General features: G+C 74.4%; 12 protein-coding genes and 1 tRNA gene. 7 read left to right on the top strand and 6 right to left on the bottom strand.

What is annotated here, in order from left to right; all coding sequences use genetic code 11:
* The first annotated feature begins 92 nt into the window (after nt 1–92).
* The 4 genes from ACFWJ4_RS04590 to ACFWJ4_RS04575 all read left to right on the top strand — a co-directional run bounded on the left by ACFWJ4_RS04590 (nt 93) and on the right by ACFWJ4_RS04575 (nt 2,941).
* Nucleotides 93–1,001, top strand: a complete 909-nt coding sequence (locus tag ACFWJ4_RS04590; protein WP_380539083.1) for an NADP-dependent oxidoreductase — start codon at nt 93–95, stop codon at nt 999–1,001.
* Between the two features lie 74 nt (nt 1,002–1,075).
* Nucleotides 1,076–1,149 (top strand) — tRNA-Lys (locus ACFWJ4_RS04585).
* 191 nt (nt 1,150–1,340) lie between these two features.
* A complete protein-coding gene (locus ACFWJ4_RS04580) occupies nt 1,341–2,312 on the top strand; it encodes a GlxA family transcriptional regulator (protein ID WP_380539080.1) in 972 nt (323 codons plus the stop codon).
* Entirely contained in the window at nt 2,312–2,941 is a 630-nt protein-coding gene (locus ACFWJ4_RS04575; RefSeq protein WP_380539077.1) for a DJ-1/PfpI family protein, read from the top strand. The genes ACFWJ4_RS04580 and ACFWJ4_RS04575 overlap by 1 nt, the downstream gene beginning before the upstream one ends.
* Here the strand turns inward: ACFWJ4_RS04575 and ACFWJ4_RS04570 are convergent.
* On the bottom strand, nt 2,919–4,142 hold the full coding sequence (locus ACFWJ4_RS04570) for an MFS transporter (RefSeq protein WP_380539074.1): 1,224 nt from the start codon (nt 4,140–4,142) through the stop codon (nt 2,919–2,921). The two genes, ACFWJ4_RS04575 and ACFWJ4_RS04570, sit on opposite strands and share 23 nt — an antisense overlap.
* Before the next feature lie 111 nt (nt 4,143–4,253).
* The gene (locus tag ACFWJ4_RS04565) at nt 4,254–5,954 is read right to left on the bottom strand and encodes a chitinase (protein ID WP_380539071.1); all 1,701 of its coding nucleotides are present in this window, start codon (nt 5,952–5,954) and stop codon (nt 4,254–4,256) included.
* Between the two features lie 200 nt (nt 5,955–6,154).
* Here ACFWJ4_RS04565 and ACFWJ4_RS04560 point away from each other — a divergent pair, with 200 nt between their 5' ends.
* Entirely contained in the window at nt 6,155–9,376 is a 3,222-nt protein-coding gene (locus tag ACFWJ4_RS04560; protein ID WP_380539068.1) for a S41 family peptidase, read from the top strand.
* 9 nt (nt 9,377–9,385) lie between these two features.
* On the opposite strand, the gene ACFWJ4_RS04555 is transcribed toward ACFWJ4_RS04560, so the two are convergent.
* Nucleotides 9,386–9,598, bottom strand: coding sequence for a hypothetical protein (locus ACFWJ4_RS04555; RefSeq protein WP_359901784.1), 213 nt, complete (start codon nt 9,596–9,598; stop codon nt 9,386–9,388).
* A 188-nt stretch (nt 9,599–9,786) separates the two neighbouring features.
* Here ACFWJ4_RS04555 and ACFWJ4_RS04550 point away from each other — a divergent pair, with 188 nt between their 5' ends.
* Complete coding sequence (locus ACFWJ4_RS04550) at nt 9,787–10,593, top strand: phosphoribosyl-dephospho-CoA transferase MdcG domain-containing protein (RefSeq protein ID WP_359901787.1); 807 nt, start codon at nt 9,787–9,789, stop codon at nt 10,591–10,593.
* 119 nt (nt 10,594–10,712) lie between these two features.
* Entirely contained in the window at nt 10,713–11,252 is a 540-nt protein-coding gene (locus tag ACFWJ4_RS04545; RefSeq protein ID WP_359901790.1) for a carboxymuconolactone decarboxylase family protein, read from the top strand.
* Nucleotides 11,253–11,339: 87 nt separating this feature from the next.
* On the opposite strand, the gene ACFWJ4_RS04540 is transcribed toward ACFWJ4_RS04545, so the two are convergent.
* The 3 genes from ACFWJ4_RS04540 to snpA all read right to left on the bottom strand — a co-directional run bounded on the left by ACFWJ4_RS04540 (nt 11,340) and on the right by snpA (nt 15,126).
* Nucleotides 11,340–13,418 carry a phosphocholine-specific phospholipase C gene (locus tag ACFWJ4_RS04540; RefSeq protein WP_380539065.1) on the bottom strand — a complete coding sequence of 693 codons (2,079 nt, stop codon included), beginning with the start codon at nt 13,416–13,418 and terminating at the stop codon, nt 11,340–11,342.
* A gap of 179 nt (nt 13,419–13,597) precedes the next feature.
* On the bottom strand, nt 13,598–14,257 hold the full coding sequence (locus tag ACFWJ4_RS04535) for a pentapeptide repeat-containing protein (protein ID WP_359901796.1): 660 nt from the start codon (nt 14,255–14,257) through the stop codon (nt 13,598–13,600).
* A 245-nt stretch (nt 14,258–14,502) separates the two neighbouring features.
* Complete coding sequence (gene snpA, locus ACFWJ4_RS04530) at nt 14,503–15,126, bottom strand: snapalysin (protein ID WP_359901799.1); 624 nt, start codon at nt 15,124–15,126, stop codon at nt 14,503–14,505.
* Nucleotides 15,127–15,440 lie beyond the last annotated feature (314 nt).

The raw sequence follows: 15,440 nt of genomic DNA, 5'->3' as shown, positions 1-15,440 counted from the left end.
GTGTCGACACGCTGAACAATGACTTGACCTCAAGCACACTTCAGGTCGGATGATCGTCGACATCGGAGGGATCGAGAAGGGGCGGGAACAGCATGAAAGCGGTCACCGTGACGGGGAACGGCGGTCCGGAGGTCCTGCGGGTCGCCGAGGTGCCCGACCCGCGGCCCGGGCCGGGCGAGGTGCGGGTACGGGTGTACGCCGCCGGCGTGCAGCCGGTGGACCTCGCGATCCGCGAGGGGTTCCGCCCGCCGGGGCTGGCGGTCGAGCCGCCGTTCGTCCTCGGCAACGAGTTCGCCGGGGTGGTGGACGCCCTCGGCCCGGACGCCGGGCACTGGCGGGTCGGGGACGAGGTGCTGGGCTTCCGGGTGCTGGGCGGCCAGGCCGACCTGGTCACGGTGGACGCCGACCGGCTGGTGGCCAAGCCCGCCGGGATGCCGTGGGAGCAGGCCGGCTCGCTCTCCGCCTCCGGCCAGACCGCGCACGTGGCGCTCACCGGGCTCGGCGTCGGCCCCGGCGACACCCTGCTGGTGCACGGCGCCGCGGGCGGGGTCGGCACGGTCGCCGTCCAGCTGGCCCGGGCCTGGGGCGCCACGGTGATCGGCACCGCGAGCGAGCGCAACCACGGCTACCTGCGGGAGCTGGGCGCGGTGCCGGTCACCTACGGCGAGGGGCTGGTCGAACGGGTCCGGGCGGTGGCACCGCAGGGGGTGACCGCGGCCTTCGACGCCGCCGGGCGGGGCGCCCTGGAGGCCTCCGTCGAACTGGTCGCCGACCGGACCCGGATCGGCACCGTGGTCGACTACCCCGGCGCCGAGCGGCTGGGCGTCCGGGGGCTGCGGGGCGAGCGGACGGCCGGGAGGCTGGCCGAACTGGTCGAGCTCTGGGAGGCCGGCGGGCTGCGGCTGGAGGTCGCGGAGTCGTTCCCGATCGAGCGGGTCGCCCAGGCCCACAAGCTGGTCGGCGCCGGGCACGTCCGGGGCAAGGTGGTGCTCACCATGTGAGCGCGTCCGGCTCCCCACCCCGGGCCGATTGTGAGTTTCGGCTGCTGACCAGGTAATGTTCTCCACGTCAGCAGGCGCCGCTAGCTCAGTTGGTTAGAGCAGCTGACTCTTAATCAGCGGGTCCGGGGTTCGAGTCCCTGGCGGCGCACAGACAGCCGGAAGGCCCTTCGCGAGAGCGAAGGGCCTTCCGGCGTTTCGGCGTACGCCCTTCCGTGCGCCCGCCTCCCGCGCGCCCCTCCGTTCCCACGCCGCCCACATGCCCCCCGGCACTCTCCGGATGGCAGGAAAGGTGGGAAGCAGGTCATTGCTGCCACCGCTCCCCGTTGGGAGGCTGGCCGTATGAGAGCGCGCAGCGTGGTCATCGTCCTCTTCGAGGGCGTGCAGAGCCTCGATGTGACCGGCCCCCTGGAGGTGTTCGCGGGGGCGGGCCGGGCGTCCGGGCAGCCCCCGGCCTACCGGGTGACCACCGCCTCCCCCGGCGGCGGTCCGGTGCGCAGCCACAGCGGACTGCGGCTGCTGCCGGACGCGGACCTGGCCGAGGTCGGGGCGGTGCACACCCTGCTGGTTCCCGGCGGGATGGACACCGAGCGCCCGGACCCGGCCCTGGTGGCACGGATCCGGGAGCTGGCCGGACGGGCCGAGCGGGTGGTGTCGGTGTGCACCGGCGCCTTCCTGCTCGCCGAGGCCGGGCTGCTGGCCGGACGCCGGGCGACCACCCACTGGGCCTACGGCGAGGAACTGGCCCGGCGGTTCCCGGACGTCGAGGTGGACCCGGACCCGATCCACGTCCGGGACGGGCGGATCGCCACCTCGGCCGGGGTCACCGCCGGGATCGACCTGGCGCTGGCCCTGGTGGAGGAGGACCTCGGGCGCGAAACGGCCCTGCTGGTCGCCCGCCACCTGGTGGTCTTCCTGCGCCGGCCGGGCAACCAGGCCCAGTTCAGCACCCAGCTGGCCGCCCAGGTGGCGGCCCGGCGGCCGCTGCGCGAGGTGCAGCGGTGGATCGTCGAGCACCCGGAGGCCGACCTCTCGGTCGAGGCGCTGGCCGGCCGGTCGGCGCTGTCGCCGCGGCACTTCGCCCGGGCCTTCGCCGCCGAGGTTGGGGTGACCCCCGGCCGGTACGTGGACGGGGTCCGGCTGGAGGCCGCCCGGCGGCTGCTGGAGGACTCCGACGACGGCATCGAGGAGATCGCGCGCTCCTGCGGCTACGGCACCCCGGAGGCGATGCGGCGCGCCTTCGTCCGGGCCCTGGCCGCCCCGCCCGCCGAGTACCGACGCCGCTTCCGACCCGAACCCACCGGAGGTCACTGATGCGCATCGCCATCCTGCTCTACCCCGAGTTCACCACCCTGGACGCGGTCGGCCCGTACGAGGTGCTGTCCCGGATCCCCGGCGCCGAGGTGGTGTTCACCGCCGCCGAACGGGGGCCGGTGCGCAACGACCTCGGCAGCCTGGCGCTCGTCGCGGACGCCGCCCTGGACGAGGTGGACTCGGCCGACCTGCTGCTGGTGCCCGGCGGGCCCGGGACCGAGGCCCAGCTGACGGACCGGGCCGTGCTCGACTGGGTGCGCCGGGTGGACGCGACCACCACCTGGACCACCTCGGTCTGCACCGGCTCGCTGATCCTGGGCGCCGCCGGGCTGCTCAAGGGCCGCCGGGCCACCAGCCACTGGGGCGTCCTGGACCGGCTGCCCCGCTACGGGGCGGAGCCGACCGGGACGGAGCGGGTCGTCATCGACGGCAAGTACGCCGTCGCCGCCGGGGTCTCGGCCGGGATCGACCTCGCCCTGACGCTGGCCGGCGTGATCAGCGGGGACACGACCGCGCAGGCGATCCAGCTGCTGATCGAGTACGACCCGCAGCCGCCGTACGCGTCGGGCTCCCTGGCGAAGGCGTCCCCCGAGGTGGTCGAGGCGGTCAACCGGCTGATGGTGCGCTAGAGCCGGCGGCCGCGCCCCGCCGGGGCGGGAAGGCGTGGCGGCGGGCGGCGGTGGCCACGGCGAGGACGGGGAGCATCAGCGCGAGCACCGTCCAGGGCAGGGCGCCGGTGCCCAGGCCGCTCAGGACCAGGCCGCCGATCACGCCGCCGCCCGCCATCGCGGCGTTCCACAGGGTCACCAGGACGGCCTGGGCGGCGTCCGCCCGCTCCCCGCCCGCGTCGCCGAGCGCGGTCTGGAGCAGGGTCGGGACGCCGCCCCAGCCCAGGCCCCAGAACAGCGCCGCGACGTACACCGGCGGCGCGCTGCCGGACCGCACCGCGAGGACGGCCGCCGTCAGCGCGACCAGCAGCGCGGCGCCGATCGTCAGCTGCCGCAGCCGGCGGTGGATGTGCGCGCCGATCAGCCAGACGCTCGCCAGCGAGGCCAGCCCGAAGACCAGCAGCACGGTGCCGGTGGCGCCGCCGAGGCCGGCCCGCTCCAGGAAGGGCGCGATGTAGGTGAACAGGATGGTGTGCGCGAGCACGAAGAGCACCGTCACGGTGAGCACCGGCCGCACGCCGGGCACGGCGAGCGCCTCGCGGACCGGTGCCCGCTCACCGGCCGGCTGCCCTGGCTGGTCCGGCAGCAGCGCCGCGATCCAGGCGATCACGCCGACCGCCAGTGCCGTCATGGCCAGGAAGGGCACCCACCAGGCGAGCACCTGCCCCAGGAAGGTGCCGACCGGCACTCCCAGCGACAGCGCGACCGGCACGCCCGCCATCGCCACCGCCATGGCCCGGCCCTGCTGCTCGACCGGCACCAGCCGGCGCGCGTACCCCGCGAGCAGGGCCCAGGCCAGGCCGGCCGCGACGCCCGCGAGGAAGCGGGCGGCCAGCGTGAGCGGGTAGCTGGTGGAGACCGCGGTGACGGTGTTGGCGACCGCGAAGCCCGCCATCGCGGAGAGCAGCAGCCGCTTGCGGCCCCAGCCGGCGGTGGCCGCACTGAGCGGGATCGCGGTGACGGCGGAACCGATCGCGTAGACGGTGACGGTCTGCCCGGCCGCGGACTCGCCGACCCCGAGCGCCTCGCTCATCCCGGGCAGCACGCCGGCGGGCAGGTTCTCGGTGAGCCCGGTGACGAAGACGGCGGTGGCCAGGGCGAGCAGGGCGGACAGGGGAAAGGGCTTGCGGGGTACCGGGGTTGTGAGCTGTGTGGTCGCCATGGGGACCATGCTCGGACCTCACACCGGTGTCAGGTTCAAGCATGGCCCCCAGGGCCGTCGGCTCGCGGGGCGTCCGGCCCGCGGAACGTCCGAATAACCGGAGCGTCCGGGTCAGCGCCCGAAGTAGCCGTTGAAGTTCTTGGAGAACTCCTGGCCGCCGAACCGGTCCCAGTTGATCGACCAGGTCATCAGCCCGCGCAGGTTCGGCTGCGCGCCCGAACGCGGCACGTACGTCCCGCAGTTGGCCAGCTTGGTCAGGCAGTCGAGCGCCTTGTTCACCTCGGCCGGGGCGACGTAGCCGTTGCCCGCGTTGGTGGTGGCCGGCATGCCGATGGCGACCTTGGAGGCGGGCAGCGCCGGGAACACGTTGCTGGTGTTGCCGGCCACCGGGAAGCCCTTGAGCAGCATGTCGGTCATCGCGACGTGGAAGTCGGCGCCGCCCATCGAGTGGTACTGGTTGTCCAGGCCCATGACGGAGCCGGAGTTGTAGTCCTGGACGTGCAGCAGGGTGAGGTCGTCGCGCAGCGCGTGGATGACCGGCAGGTACGCCCCGGCCCGCGGGTCCTGGCCGCCCCAGGGGCCCGATCCGTAGTACTGGTAGCCGAGTTGGACGAAGAAGGTCTCCGGCGCCATGGTCAGCACGAAGCCCGGGCCGTACTTGGCCTTGAGGGTCTTCAGCGCGGAGATCAGGTTGACGATGACCGGGCTGGTCGGGTTCTTGAAGTCGGTGTCACCGGTGTTGAGGGAGAGCGAGTGGCCCTCGAAGTCGATGTCCAGGCCGTCCAGGCCCCACTTGTCGATGATCGCCGAGACGGAGCTGACGAAGGTGTCCCGGGCGGCGGTGCTGGTCAGCTGGACCTGGCCGTTCTGGCCGCCGATCGAGATCAGCACCTTCTTGCCCTGGGCCCGCTTGGCGGCGATGGCGGCCTTGAACTCGTCGTCCGACTCGACGCCCGGGCACTCGGTGGCCGGGCAGCGGTTGAAGCGGATGTCGCCGGAGGTGACGGAGGTGGGCTCGCCGAAGGAGAGGTTGATGAAGTCCCAGGAGTTCGGGACGTCGGCCATCCGGGTGTAGCCGGCGCCGTTGGCGAAGCTCGCGTGCAGGTAGCCGACCAGGGTGTGGCTGCCGGCGGGCGGGCTGGTGGGCGTGCCCGTGGGGGTCCCGGTCGGGGTCCCGGTGGGCGTTCCGGTCGGGGTGCCCGTCGGCGTCCCGGTCGGGGTCGGGGTCGCGGTCGGCGAGGCGGTCGCGGTGGGTGTCGGCGTGGGCGTCGGGCTGGGCGCGCCCGGGCCGTCCAGCGAGATGTCGTCCGCGTAGTAGGTGCCCTGGCCGTACCAGCCGTGGGTGTAGACGGTGGCGCTGGTCTGGCTCGCGCCGGTGGTGAAGCTGAGGCTGAGCTTCTGGTACGCGCCGCCGGTGCCGGGCGTCCAGGTGCTCGGGCCGCCGCCGTCCACGCCCAGGTAGACGTACGAGCCGTTGACGAAGGCGCTGAGCGTGTAGGTGGTGTTCGGGGCGACGGTGACGGTCTGGCCGCACTGGGCGGTGTCGCCGGCCGTGGCGGCCGCGGCGAGCGCGCGGCTGCCGCCGTGCACCGGGCCGGTGACGACGCTGCCGGAGTTGCCGGTGCAGCTCCAGGGGCCGAGCGAGCCGGACTCGAAGCCGCCGTTGGCCAGGAACTCGCCGGCCGAGGCGGCGGGGGCCAGGCCCAGTGTGGCGCCGACCAGGGCGGCTGCGGCGACGGCGGAGGCGGTACCGGCGGCGACGGCCGCGCGGCGGCTCGTGGCCGGGGTTCCGGGGACGGGTGTTCTGCGCATGCGGGCGCTCCTGCGATGGCGCGGTCGTGGGGGACGTCCGAGGGCACGCCGGAGCACGCGCCAGTGGGGGGAACGGCCCGGCCTGGCACCCAAGTTGGACTAGACCACTGAAGTGGATTCGACCGGGCGGTGTCAATGGTCCAGACCGGTTCCCGGCTTCTCCGGTTGCCGGGGGTGACACCCCGTCGAAGGATGGAGGGGTGACCCCGCCCGGCTACCTCCGCCACCCCCACCTGCACGACGGCCTGCTCACCTTCACCGCCGAGGACGACGTCTGGATCGCCCCGCTGGACGCCGACGGCGCCGGCACCGGCCGGGCCTGGCGGGTCGGCTGCGACCGCACCCGGGTCAGCGACCCCCGCATCTCCCCCGACGGCACCACCCTCGCCTGGACCAGCTGGCTCGGCCTCACCCCCGAGGTGTGGACCGCCCCGGTCGACGGCGGCCAGGCGAGCCGGCTCAGCTTCTGGGGCAGCCAGGACACCCGGGTGCGCGGCTGGCTGCCGGACGGCGAGATCCTGGCCGTCACCTCCTACCACGAGCCCTTCGGCCACTACACCTGGGCGCACGCCCTGCCGCCGGACGGCTCCCCCGGCCGCCGGATGCCCTGGGGGCCGGTCGGCGACGCCCAGATGAGCCACGAACGGACCGTGCTGCTCACCGGCGCCGCCCCGCACGCGCCCGCCGCCTGGAAGCGCTACCGGGGCGGCGCCACCGGCCGGCTCTGGGTGGACGGCGAGCGGATCCTGCCCGAGCACACCGGTCACCTCGCCGCCCCCATGCCGGTCGCCGGCCGGGTCGCCTTCCTCTCCGACCACGAGGGCATCGGCAACCTCTACTCCTGCCGCCCCGACGGCACCGACCTGCGCCGCCACACCGACCACGCCTCCTACTACGCCCGCGAGGCCGCCACCGACGGCACCCGGATTGTCTACCAGCACGCCGGCGACCTCTGGCTGCTGGACGGCCTGGACGCCCCCGCCCCGCACCGGCTGCGCGTCCCGCTCGGCGGCGCCCGGGCCGGCCGCCGCCCGTACCAGGTCGGCGCCGCGAGCCAGGTCAAGGACCTCGCCTGCGACCAGACCGGCCGGGCCGGGGTGATCACCGTGCGCGGCAGCCAGTACTGGCTCACCCACAAGGACGGCCCGGCCCGCGCGCTCGCCGACACCCCCGGAGTGCGCACCCGGCTGCCGGTGGTGCTCGGACACACCGGCGAGGCGGCCTGGATCACCGACGCCGAGGGCGCCGACGCGATCGAGGTGATGCCGCTGCCCGGCCACGCCGAACCGCCCGGCCACACCGGGCCGCGGAAGCACCACCACCGGGTGCTCGCCGCCGGACGGATCGGCCGCGTCCTGGAGCTCACCGCCTCCCCCGACGGCAGCCGGCTCGCCGCCACCACCTCGGACGGACGACTGCTGCTGGTCCGCGCCGCCGACGGCGAGGTGCGCGAACTGGCCGCCTCCGGCTACGGGCCGGTCTCCAGCGCCCGCTTCTCCCCCGACTCGCACTGGATCGCCTGGTCCGAGCCGGTCGCCGGGCGTTCACTGCGCCGCATCCGGCTCACCCGCACCGACGCGCCCTCCTCGACCACCGACGTCACCGACGGCCGGTTCGAGGACGAGCAGCCGGTGTTCACCCGGGACGGCCGCTACCTGGCCTTCCTGTCCTGGCGCGGCTTCGACCCGGTCCACGACGTGCACACCGGCGACCTCTCCTTCCCGCTCGGCTGCCGCCCGTACCTCGTCCCGCTCGCCGCCGACACCCCCTCGCCGTTCTCCGCCCCGGCCGAGGACGGCACCCCGCACCACGACGGCGACGGCACCGTCCGGGTCGACCCGGACGGCATCGGCGAGCGGCTGCTCCAGTTCCCGGTGATCGCCTCCAAGTACTCGGCCACCGACGCGGTGCGCGGCGGCCTGGTCTGGCTGCGCTGGCCGATCTCCGGCACCCTCGGCCAGACCTTCGCCAGCCCGGAGGACACCTCGGGCCGCCCCTCGCTGGAGCACTTCGACCTGGCCCGGGGCACCCGCAGCACCGTGGTCGACAAGCTGGACGGCTACGCGGTCTCCGGGGACGGCGGCTCGATCGCGGTCTACTCGGCCGGGACGCTGCGGGTGATCCCGGTCGGCGCCCCCTCCGCCGGGACCACCGTCGACCTGCGCCGGATCACCCACACCGTGCACCCGGCCGCCGAATGGCGCCAGGCCTACCACGAGGCGGCCCGGATCGTCCGGGACCAGTTCTGGGACGAGCGGATGTCCGGCCTGGACTGGCCCGCGCTGGTCGCCCAGTACGAGCCGCTGCTGGACCGGATCTGCTCCCCCGACGACTTCGCCGACCTGCTGCGCGAACTCCTCGGCGAACTCGGCACCTCGCACGCCTACGTCACCCCGTCCCGGCGCGCCGAGGGCCCCACGCTCGCCCAGCAGCCGCTCGGCCTGCTCGGCGCCAACGCCCGCCACGCCCCCGACGGCCGCTGGCTGGTCGACCGGGTGCTGCCCGGCGAGACCTCCGACCCGCGCGCCCGCGCCCCACTGGCCGCCCAGGGCGTCCGGGACGGCGACGAGTTCCTGGAGATCGGCGGCCGCCCGGTGGACCCGCTGCGCGGACCGCTGCCGCTGCTGGCCGGCACCGGCGGCAGCACGCTCGAACTGGCCCTGCGCAGCGGCCCGGACGGCCCGGTGCGGCGGATCGTGATCACCCCGCTGACCGACGAGCGGCCCATCCGCTACCAGGACTGGGTGACCAGACGACGCGCCCTGGTGCGGGAGTTCAGCGACGGGCGGTGCGGCTACCTGCACATCCCGGACCTCGGCGGCTCCGGCTGGGCGCAGTTCAACCGGGACCTGCGGCGCGAGCTGGACAAGCCCGCGCTGGTCCTGGACGTCCGCGGCAACGCCGGCGGCAACGTCTCCGAACTGGTGCTGGAGAAACTCTCCCGGCACGTCCTGGCCTGGGACTTCAGCCGGGACCGCCGACCGGTGCGCTGGCCCCGGCACGCACCGCGCGGACCGCTGGTGGCACTGGCCGACGAGGCCACCAGCTCGGACGGCGACGTGATCATCGCGGCGATCAAGCTGCTCGGGCTCGGCCCGGTGATCGGCACCCGCACCTGGGGCGGGGTGGTCGGGATGAGCGGGCGCCACACCCTCGGCGACGGCACCCAGATCTCGGTGCCGAAGAACGCCTCCTGGTTCGGCGGCGGGCTGGGCTGGTCGGTGGAGAACCGGGGCGTCGAGCCCGACGTGCACGTGCTGCGCACCCCGCGCGACTGGGCCCGGGGGCGCCATCCGGAGCTGGTCGCGGCCGTCCAGCTGGCCCTGGAGCTGCTGGAGGACGCGCCCGCCGCGGCGCCCCCGCCGGAGTCCACGCCCCGGCCGGACCTGCGGCGACCGCCGCTGCCGCCGCGTACGGGGTGATCCCCGGGCTCAGCCCCAGGGGTCGCCCTCGGCGGTCATGTTCTCGGCGGCGCGCCGGTCGTCCTCCTCCTGGGCGAGCCGTTCCTGCTGCTCCCGGGTCCGCTCGACGTCGTTGCCGTACGCGTCGGCGGCCTCGTCGTGGGCGAGGGCGGCGCGCTGGGCGGCCTCCTGCCCGGTGGACTCGTGCTGCGGCCGGTGGAACAACCTGTCGAAGATGCCCATGACTCCTCCAAACGGGGTGGACGGGAGGCCGGAAGACCGGGCTGCCCCCACTCTCACACCGGGTGCCCACGGGCGCACCTTGAGCCTTTGGTCCCTGGTGGACGCGCCCAAGGACCGTAGCCGCGGGCCCTCGGCCGGGCGCAGATTGGGGCCGTCGGCGAAATCGACGCCACCCTCTGGAGCCCGCTGTGACCGTCGCACATCCCGGAAGCCACGCCCGGCGCACCGCCGAGGACCCGCACGACGGACCGCGCCGGCGGGTCGGCCCGCTGGCCGCGCTGGACGGCCGGCTGCCCGGCGCGCACGACCTGCTGCTGATGCAGTGCCCCAGCTCGCTGCGGCCCCTCGCCGGCGGCGAGCTGCCGCCGTGGGCGCGGGCGGTGCTGCGGGCGCACCCCTGGGTGACGGTCGGCCGGGCACCCGCCGTGGTCGGCAGCCCGGTGGACCTCCCGCACCCGCAGCGCTGCACCCGGGACCCGGAGGCGGCGCCCGAACTGTGGTTCCCGGTCACCGTGCGCGGCCCGCGCCCCGGACAGCGGATGGACGCACTGGCCCCCTGGGCGGCGGTGGCCCGGACGCTGCGGCCCGAGCAGCTGGTCGAACGGCGCGAACGGCTGGCCCCCGAACGGCTGGCCGGCATCCCGGCGCTGGCCCTGCTGCCGGAGGTCGGCCGGCTGGTGGCGGACCACCGGCTGCCCTGGGGCCCGATCGGCGCGGTCGGCTACGAGCTGGGCAGCGGGGTGCCGGTGAGCGGACCGCTCAGCCCGCTGCGGCTGGTGCTGCGCTGCCCGCAGCCGATCAGCCGGCGCGACGCCCTGCAGCTGCGGCGGGCGCTGACCAAGCTGCCGGTCCCCGTGCAGGCCGAGCTGGAGACCCGGCACGGCTCGGTCCAGCTGGCCGAGTACGCCTCCGGCGCCCACAGCCTCACCCTGCTCACCCCGGACGGCCCCCGCGAGGTCCGTGACCCGTGGTTCCCCCGGGGCCCGTTCGTCTGAGCGGCCGGACCGGTCGGGCGGCTCCCGCCGGGGCCGGGGCAATCTCGGAGTTGGCGCGAGGGCGCGGCACCCGCGACGATGGAGCGTCCTCCGACCGTCCCGGACAAGGGAGTTGCCCCGTGCCGCACATCACCATCGACAACGGACAGCCGGGAATCAGCGGGCTGCTGGCGCTGCGCCCGGACACCGCGGCCCCGCTGGGGATGCTCGCCAACGCGCTGCTGCGGGACCCGGCCCCGATGAGCCGGGGCGAGCGCGAGCTGGTCGCCGCCTACGTCTCCCGGCTCAACGGCACCCGCTTCTGCGAGGGCTCCCACAGCGCCTTCGCCGCGGCGCAGTTGGACGGCGGCGAGGACCTGGTGAAGGCGGCCCTGACCGATCCCTCGGCCGCGCCGCTCACCGAGCGGATGCGGGCCCTGCTGCGGATCGCGGCGGAGGTGCAGAAGCAGGCCGCGCCGGTTTCGAAGGAGGCGGTGGCGGCCGCCCGCGCGGCCGGTGCCGGTGACACCGAGATCCACGACACCGTGCTGATCGCCGCCGCGTTCTGCATGTACAACCGGTACGTCGACGGCCTGGCCACCGACCTTCCCGAGGACCCGGGCTACTACGCCGAGGGCGCGAAGCGGATCGTCGACTCCGGCTACGCCCGCGGGAACTGAGCAGCGGGGACCGGACCGCCGGGCGGCGCCGTCCTCGGACGACGCCGCCCGGCGGCGTTCGCGTGCCGCGCCCGGTGCGTTCGGCCGTCAGCCGGTGACGCTCGCCGCCCCCGTCTCCAGGTGGCCGGTGAAGCGCTGGGACCAGCTGCTGTCGGCGTCCACCGTGACGGTGAAGTCGTACCAGCCGTTGTTGTACGCGACCGCGTTGAAGAAGTCGCCGACGCTGCCGCCGGCCGGGACCTGGTACGTCCAGGGGCCGTCCGTCCGGTAGTTGTTCGAGGCGATGGTGAAGGTCACCGCCGTGCTGCCGGAGTTGGCCAGCTCGAACCGGAGCGCGAGCTTCCCCGTCCCCGGCTCGACCGCGTACGAGGCGGTGACGGCCGCGTTCCTGCCCGCCTTGGTGAGGTCGCCGGTGAAGCGGCGCAGGAAGCGGTTCGGGCCGACGACGGTCAGGTCGTACTTGCCGTTGCCGAAGCCGTTGGTGCCGCAGTTGAAGAAGTCGGTGACGGGGCTGCCGGAGTCGACGGTGTACTGCCAGGGGCCGCCGCTGCGGTAGGCGTTGGCGTAGGCGGCGAAGTGGGAGGCCCCGGCGGCGCCGTCGTTGGTCATCTTCACCCAGACGTGCATGACGCCGCCGGCGTCGGCGTCCCAGTGGTCCAGGTTGGCGTTCGGCTGGTACGGCAGGGCGCGCGCGGGCCGGGTGCCGGACTCCTGCACCGGCAGCTGGTTGTTCACCGGGGCCGGGTTGGGCAGCGGGCCGCAGGCGGACAGGCCGATGGTCTGCGAGGTGTCGGGCAGCGCGGGCAGGCCGTACACCGGGTGGGCGAAGTCGAACACGCTGGTCAGGTCGCCGCAGACGCGGCGGCGCCAGTCGCTGATGTTGGGGCAGGCGGCGGGCTTGCCGAGGGCGGCCGTCCAGACCTCCAGGAAGCGCAGCACCGAGGTGTGGTCGAAGGTCTCGGAGTTGACCCAGCCGCCGCGGGTCCACGGCGAGACGGCGATCAGCGGGACACGGAAGCCGAGGCCGATGTTGGTGCCGTTGTAGAACTCGCCCGGGGTGCCGGCCGGGGCGGCCGGCGGCGGGACGTGGTCGAAGAAGCCGTCGTTCTCGTCGTAGTTGAGGAACAGCACGGTGGAGTTGAAGACGTTCGGGTCGGCGTTGAGCGCGTCGATCACCATGTGGACGAAGTGCGCGCCGTCGGCCGGGGTGGCGTACGGGTGCTCGGAGGAGGCCTGGTCGGCGACGATCCAGGAGACCTGCGGGAGGGTGCCGGCCAGCACGTCGGCCTTGATCGCGGCGGCGATGTCGTCCGGGGTCCTCCCGGTGACCTTGGGCACCGAGCCCATGCCCTTGACCGCCAGCGGGCTGCCGGCCGGGGCGCCGGTGAAGTTGGTGAAGTACGCCAGGGCGTTGTCGCCGTAGTTGTCGGCGGCGTTCTGGTAGACCTTCCAGCTGACGCCGGCCGTCTCCAGCGCCTCGGCGTAGGTCTGCCAGCGCAGGCCCTTCTCGTCGCCGCCGTCGTAGGCCGGGCCGCCCGCGGCGCCGGACGGGTCGATCTGTCCGGACCAGTGGTAGGTGCGGTTGGGGCCGGTCGCGCTCAGCACGGAGCAGTGGTAGGCGTCGCAGATGGTCCAGTTCTCGGCCAGCGCGTAGTGGAACGGGATGTCCTGGCGGGTCAGGAAGCCGAGCGTGCGGACGTTGCCCTTGGCGGCGACCCAGGAGTCCAGCTTTCCGCCGTTCCAGGCCTTGTGCTGGTCGGACCAGCCGTGGCTGAGGTCCCCGTTGCACTGGGCGAGGCGCTCGGGGTCGGCGCCGCCGGCCGGCTTGGTCTGGCTGAACTGCCACGGGTACTGGCGGCCGAACAGGCCGTTGGGCTGGTTGAAGACGCTGTAGCCGCCGGATATCTGGATCGCGCTGCGGTCGGCGAAGCCGCGCACGCCGCGCAGCGTGCCGAAGTAGTGGTCGAAGCTGCGGTTCTCCTGCATCAGGATCACCACGTGCTGGGCGTCGGTGATGGTGCCGGTCGTGCCGAGCGCGGTGGTGGCGGCGGTCGCGGCCGTGCCGCCCGGGGCGGCCCCCGCGGCGGCACCGGTGCCGGCCACCGCGAGGCCCGCCGCGGCGGCACCGGACAGCGTGACGAACTTCCTACGACTCAACTCGGCCATCAGCCCGGCCCGTCCCTTCGCTGGCGATGTTGTGCACACAAGTCGGAGCTCACTCGATCGCGCAGCAGTCTCCACCGCGCGCGAAGCGGCCCACCAGATGCGTGCGGCAGGATTGGCGGACTGTTCGTCGGGGCGTCACCGAGCGACGCCCGGCTGAACGGGCGAAGGGGGCCGGGTGCTCAGCGGTCCTTGACCTCGATCCCCAGTGCGTGGGCGAACTGCGGTGCCAGCTCCATCAGTTGGGGGGAGCTGATGACCGCGCCGCGCAGCCCCTGATGGCCGTCGGCCAGGCCGAGCCGGACGGCGCCGCGCAGGTCCGTCCGGCTCAGCGTCGCGCCGCGCAACCGGACCTCCTCCAGGGTCGAGCCGGGGAAGGACACCCCGGTCAGCTTCGCCCCGCCGAAGTCCACGTCGCGCAGCAGGCAGTCCTCGAACACGACGTCCCGCAGGACCGCCGAGCGCAGGTTGACCGCCTCCAGCTTGCAGCCCCGGAACACCACCCGGCGCAGCGCCGAGCCGTACCCGGCGACCCCGGCGAGCACCCCGCCCACGAAGGAGCTGTCCTGCCACTCGGAGTCGCTCAGGTCGCAGGCGACCCAGCGGCCGGCCTGCACCCACACCTCGTTGAACCGGGCCTGGCGCAGCTTGACCCCGCTGAGCGCGACACCGGTGAAGGCGCACTCCAGGAAGGCCGCCCCGGCACCCGACTCGTCGGTGTGCTCGCCCCCGTCGAAGTGCGCGGTGTCGTACCGCTCGTCGCTGCGCAGCGGCCCGGTGTGCGGGCGCAGCAGCTCGGCGTACGGGAGGTCGGCGAGCCGGTCGGGGACGGCACGGGACATGGCGGTGGCTCCTGGCGGTCGGGGGCGGAGGGGTCTCGCCCGCATGCTCGCACGCGGCACCGACAACGCCCGGCAGCGACGACACCGGTTCCGACGACACCCGGCAGCGACGACACCGGTTCCGACGACACCCGGCACCCGGCACCCGGCGACGCCCGGCAGCGACGGCCCGACGCCTCCCCGACACGGAGGTGCCCCGGACCGGCCGCCTCGGCGCGGCCGGTCCGGGGCGTTCACCGCTCGGGTCAGCCGCGCACCCAGAGCGAGTTGACGCGGGTGCGCTCGGCGCTGTTCGGGTACGGGTTGGTGCAGGAGGTGCCGGGGCCGCCGCCCGACATCAGCTCGCTGCACGGACCGGAGTAGTGGTCCGGCAGGCCGAGCACGTGCCCGGTCTCGTGCGCCACCACGCGCACCGAGCTGTACTGCTGGTTCTGCTGGTAGTCGAGGAAGACGTAGCCGCGCCCGTGGCCGTCGGTGCTGGCGTAGGAGCCGCGGCTGTCGTTGCCCTCGTAGTAGCGGAAGTCGGCGGCCGAGCCGGACCGCAGCTGGACGTTGGCGACCGAACCGTTCCAGATCTGCGCAGCCTGGGATATCTGGTTGCGGAAGGACGGGGCGGAGCTGGCGTCGTAGGTGACGGTGACGGTCGCCAGGCCGGGGTTGGCGGCCTGCTTGGCCTTGGCGGAGGCCATCACGGCCTGGAAGAAGGCCTGGTTGTTCGCGGCCTCCGCGGCCGAGCCGGCGTACGTCGAGGCGGTGTAGCCCTGCACGGCCGGGGCGGCCGGGGCCGCGGCGGCGGCCGTGGTGGGCAGGACGGCGAGGCCGGCCGCGAGGGCGAGGCCGAGGGTGGCGGACAGCACGGATCGCTTCATGTGGGGGCTCCGATTCCTGAGGTGACGTGGCCGGTTGGGGGCCGGCCCGGGGGAACACCTGGTCAACGGGTGGTGTCCCCAGAGCTTCGGGCAACCCGGTGCGTGCGCGGATGATGCCAACCCGCGATAGCACCGTCCAATACCCCTGTGATGGGGATGAATTGAGTTGTCTTTTCCTGGCCTTGACTCAATCGTTCCCCTGGCATTCCGTTCCGGCGGCGACTAGGCTCCCGTCCGGGGAAGTACCCGGTGCGGCGGGCCGCCCGATTCCGGCCGGGCGGGCCGCCCCTCCGAACCCGCCAGCGGGCCGGGTC

It is taken from the genome of Kitasatospora sp. NPDC127067, from assembly GCF_042724755.1.
GTDB classification, from domain to species: Bacteria; Actinomycetota; Actinomycetes; order Streptomycetales; family Streptomycetaceae; genus Kitasatospora; species Kitasatospora lactacystinica.
This window is presented reverse-complemented; position numbering and strand designations above follow the sequence as displayed.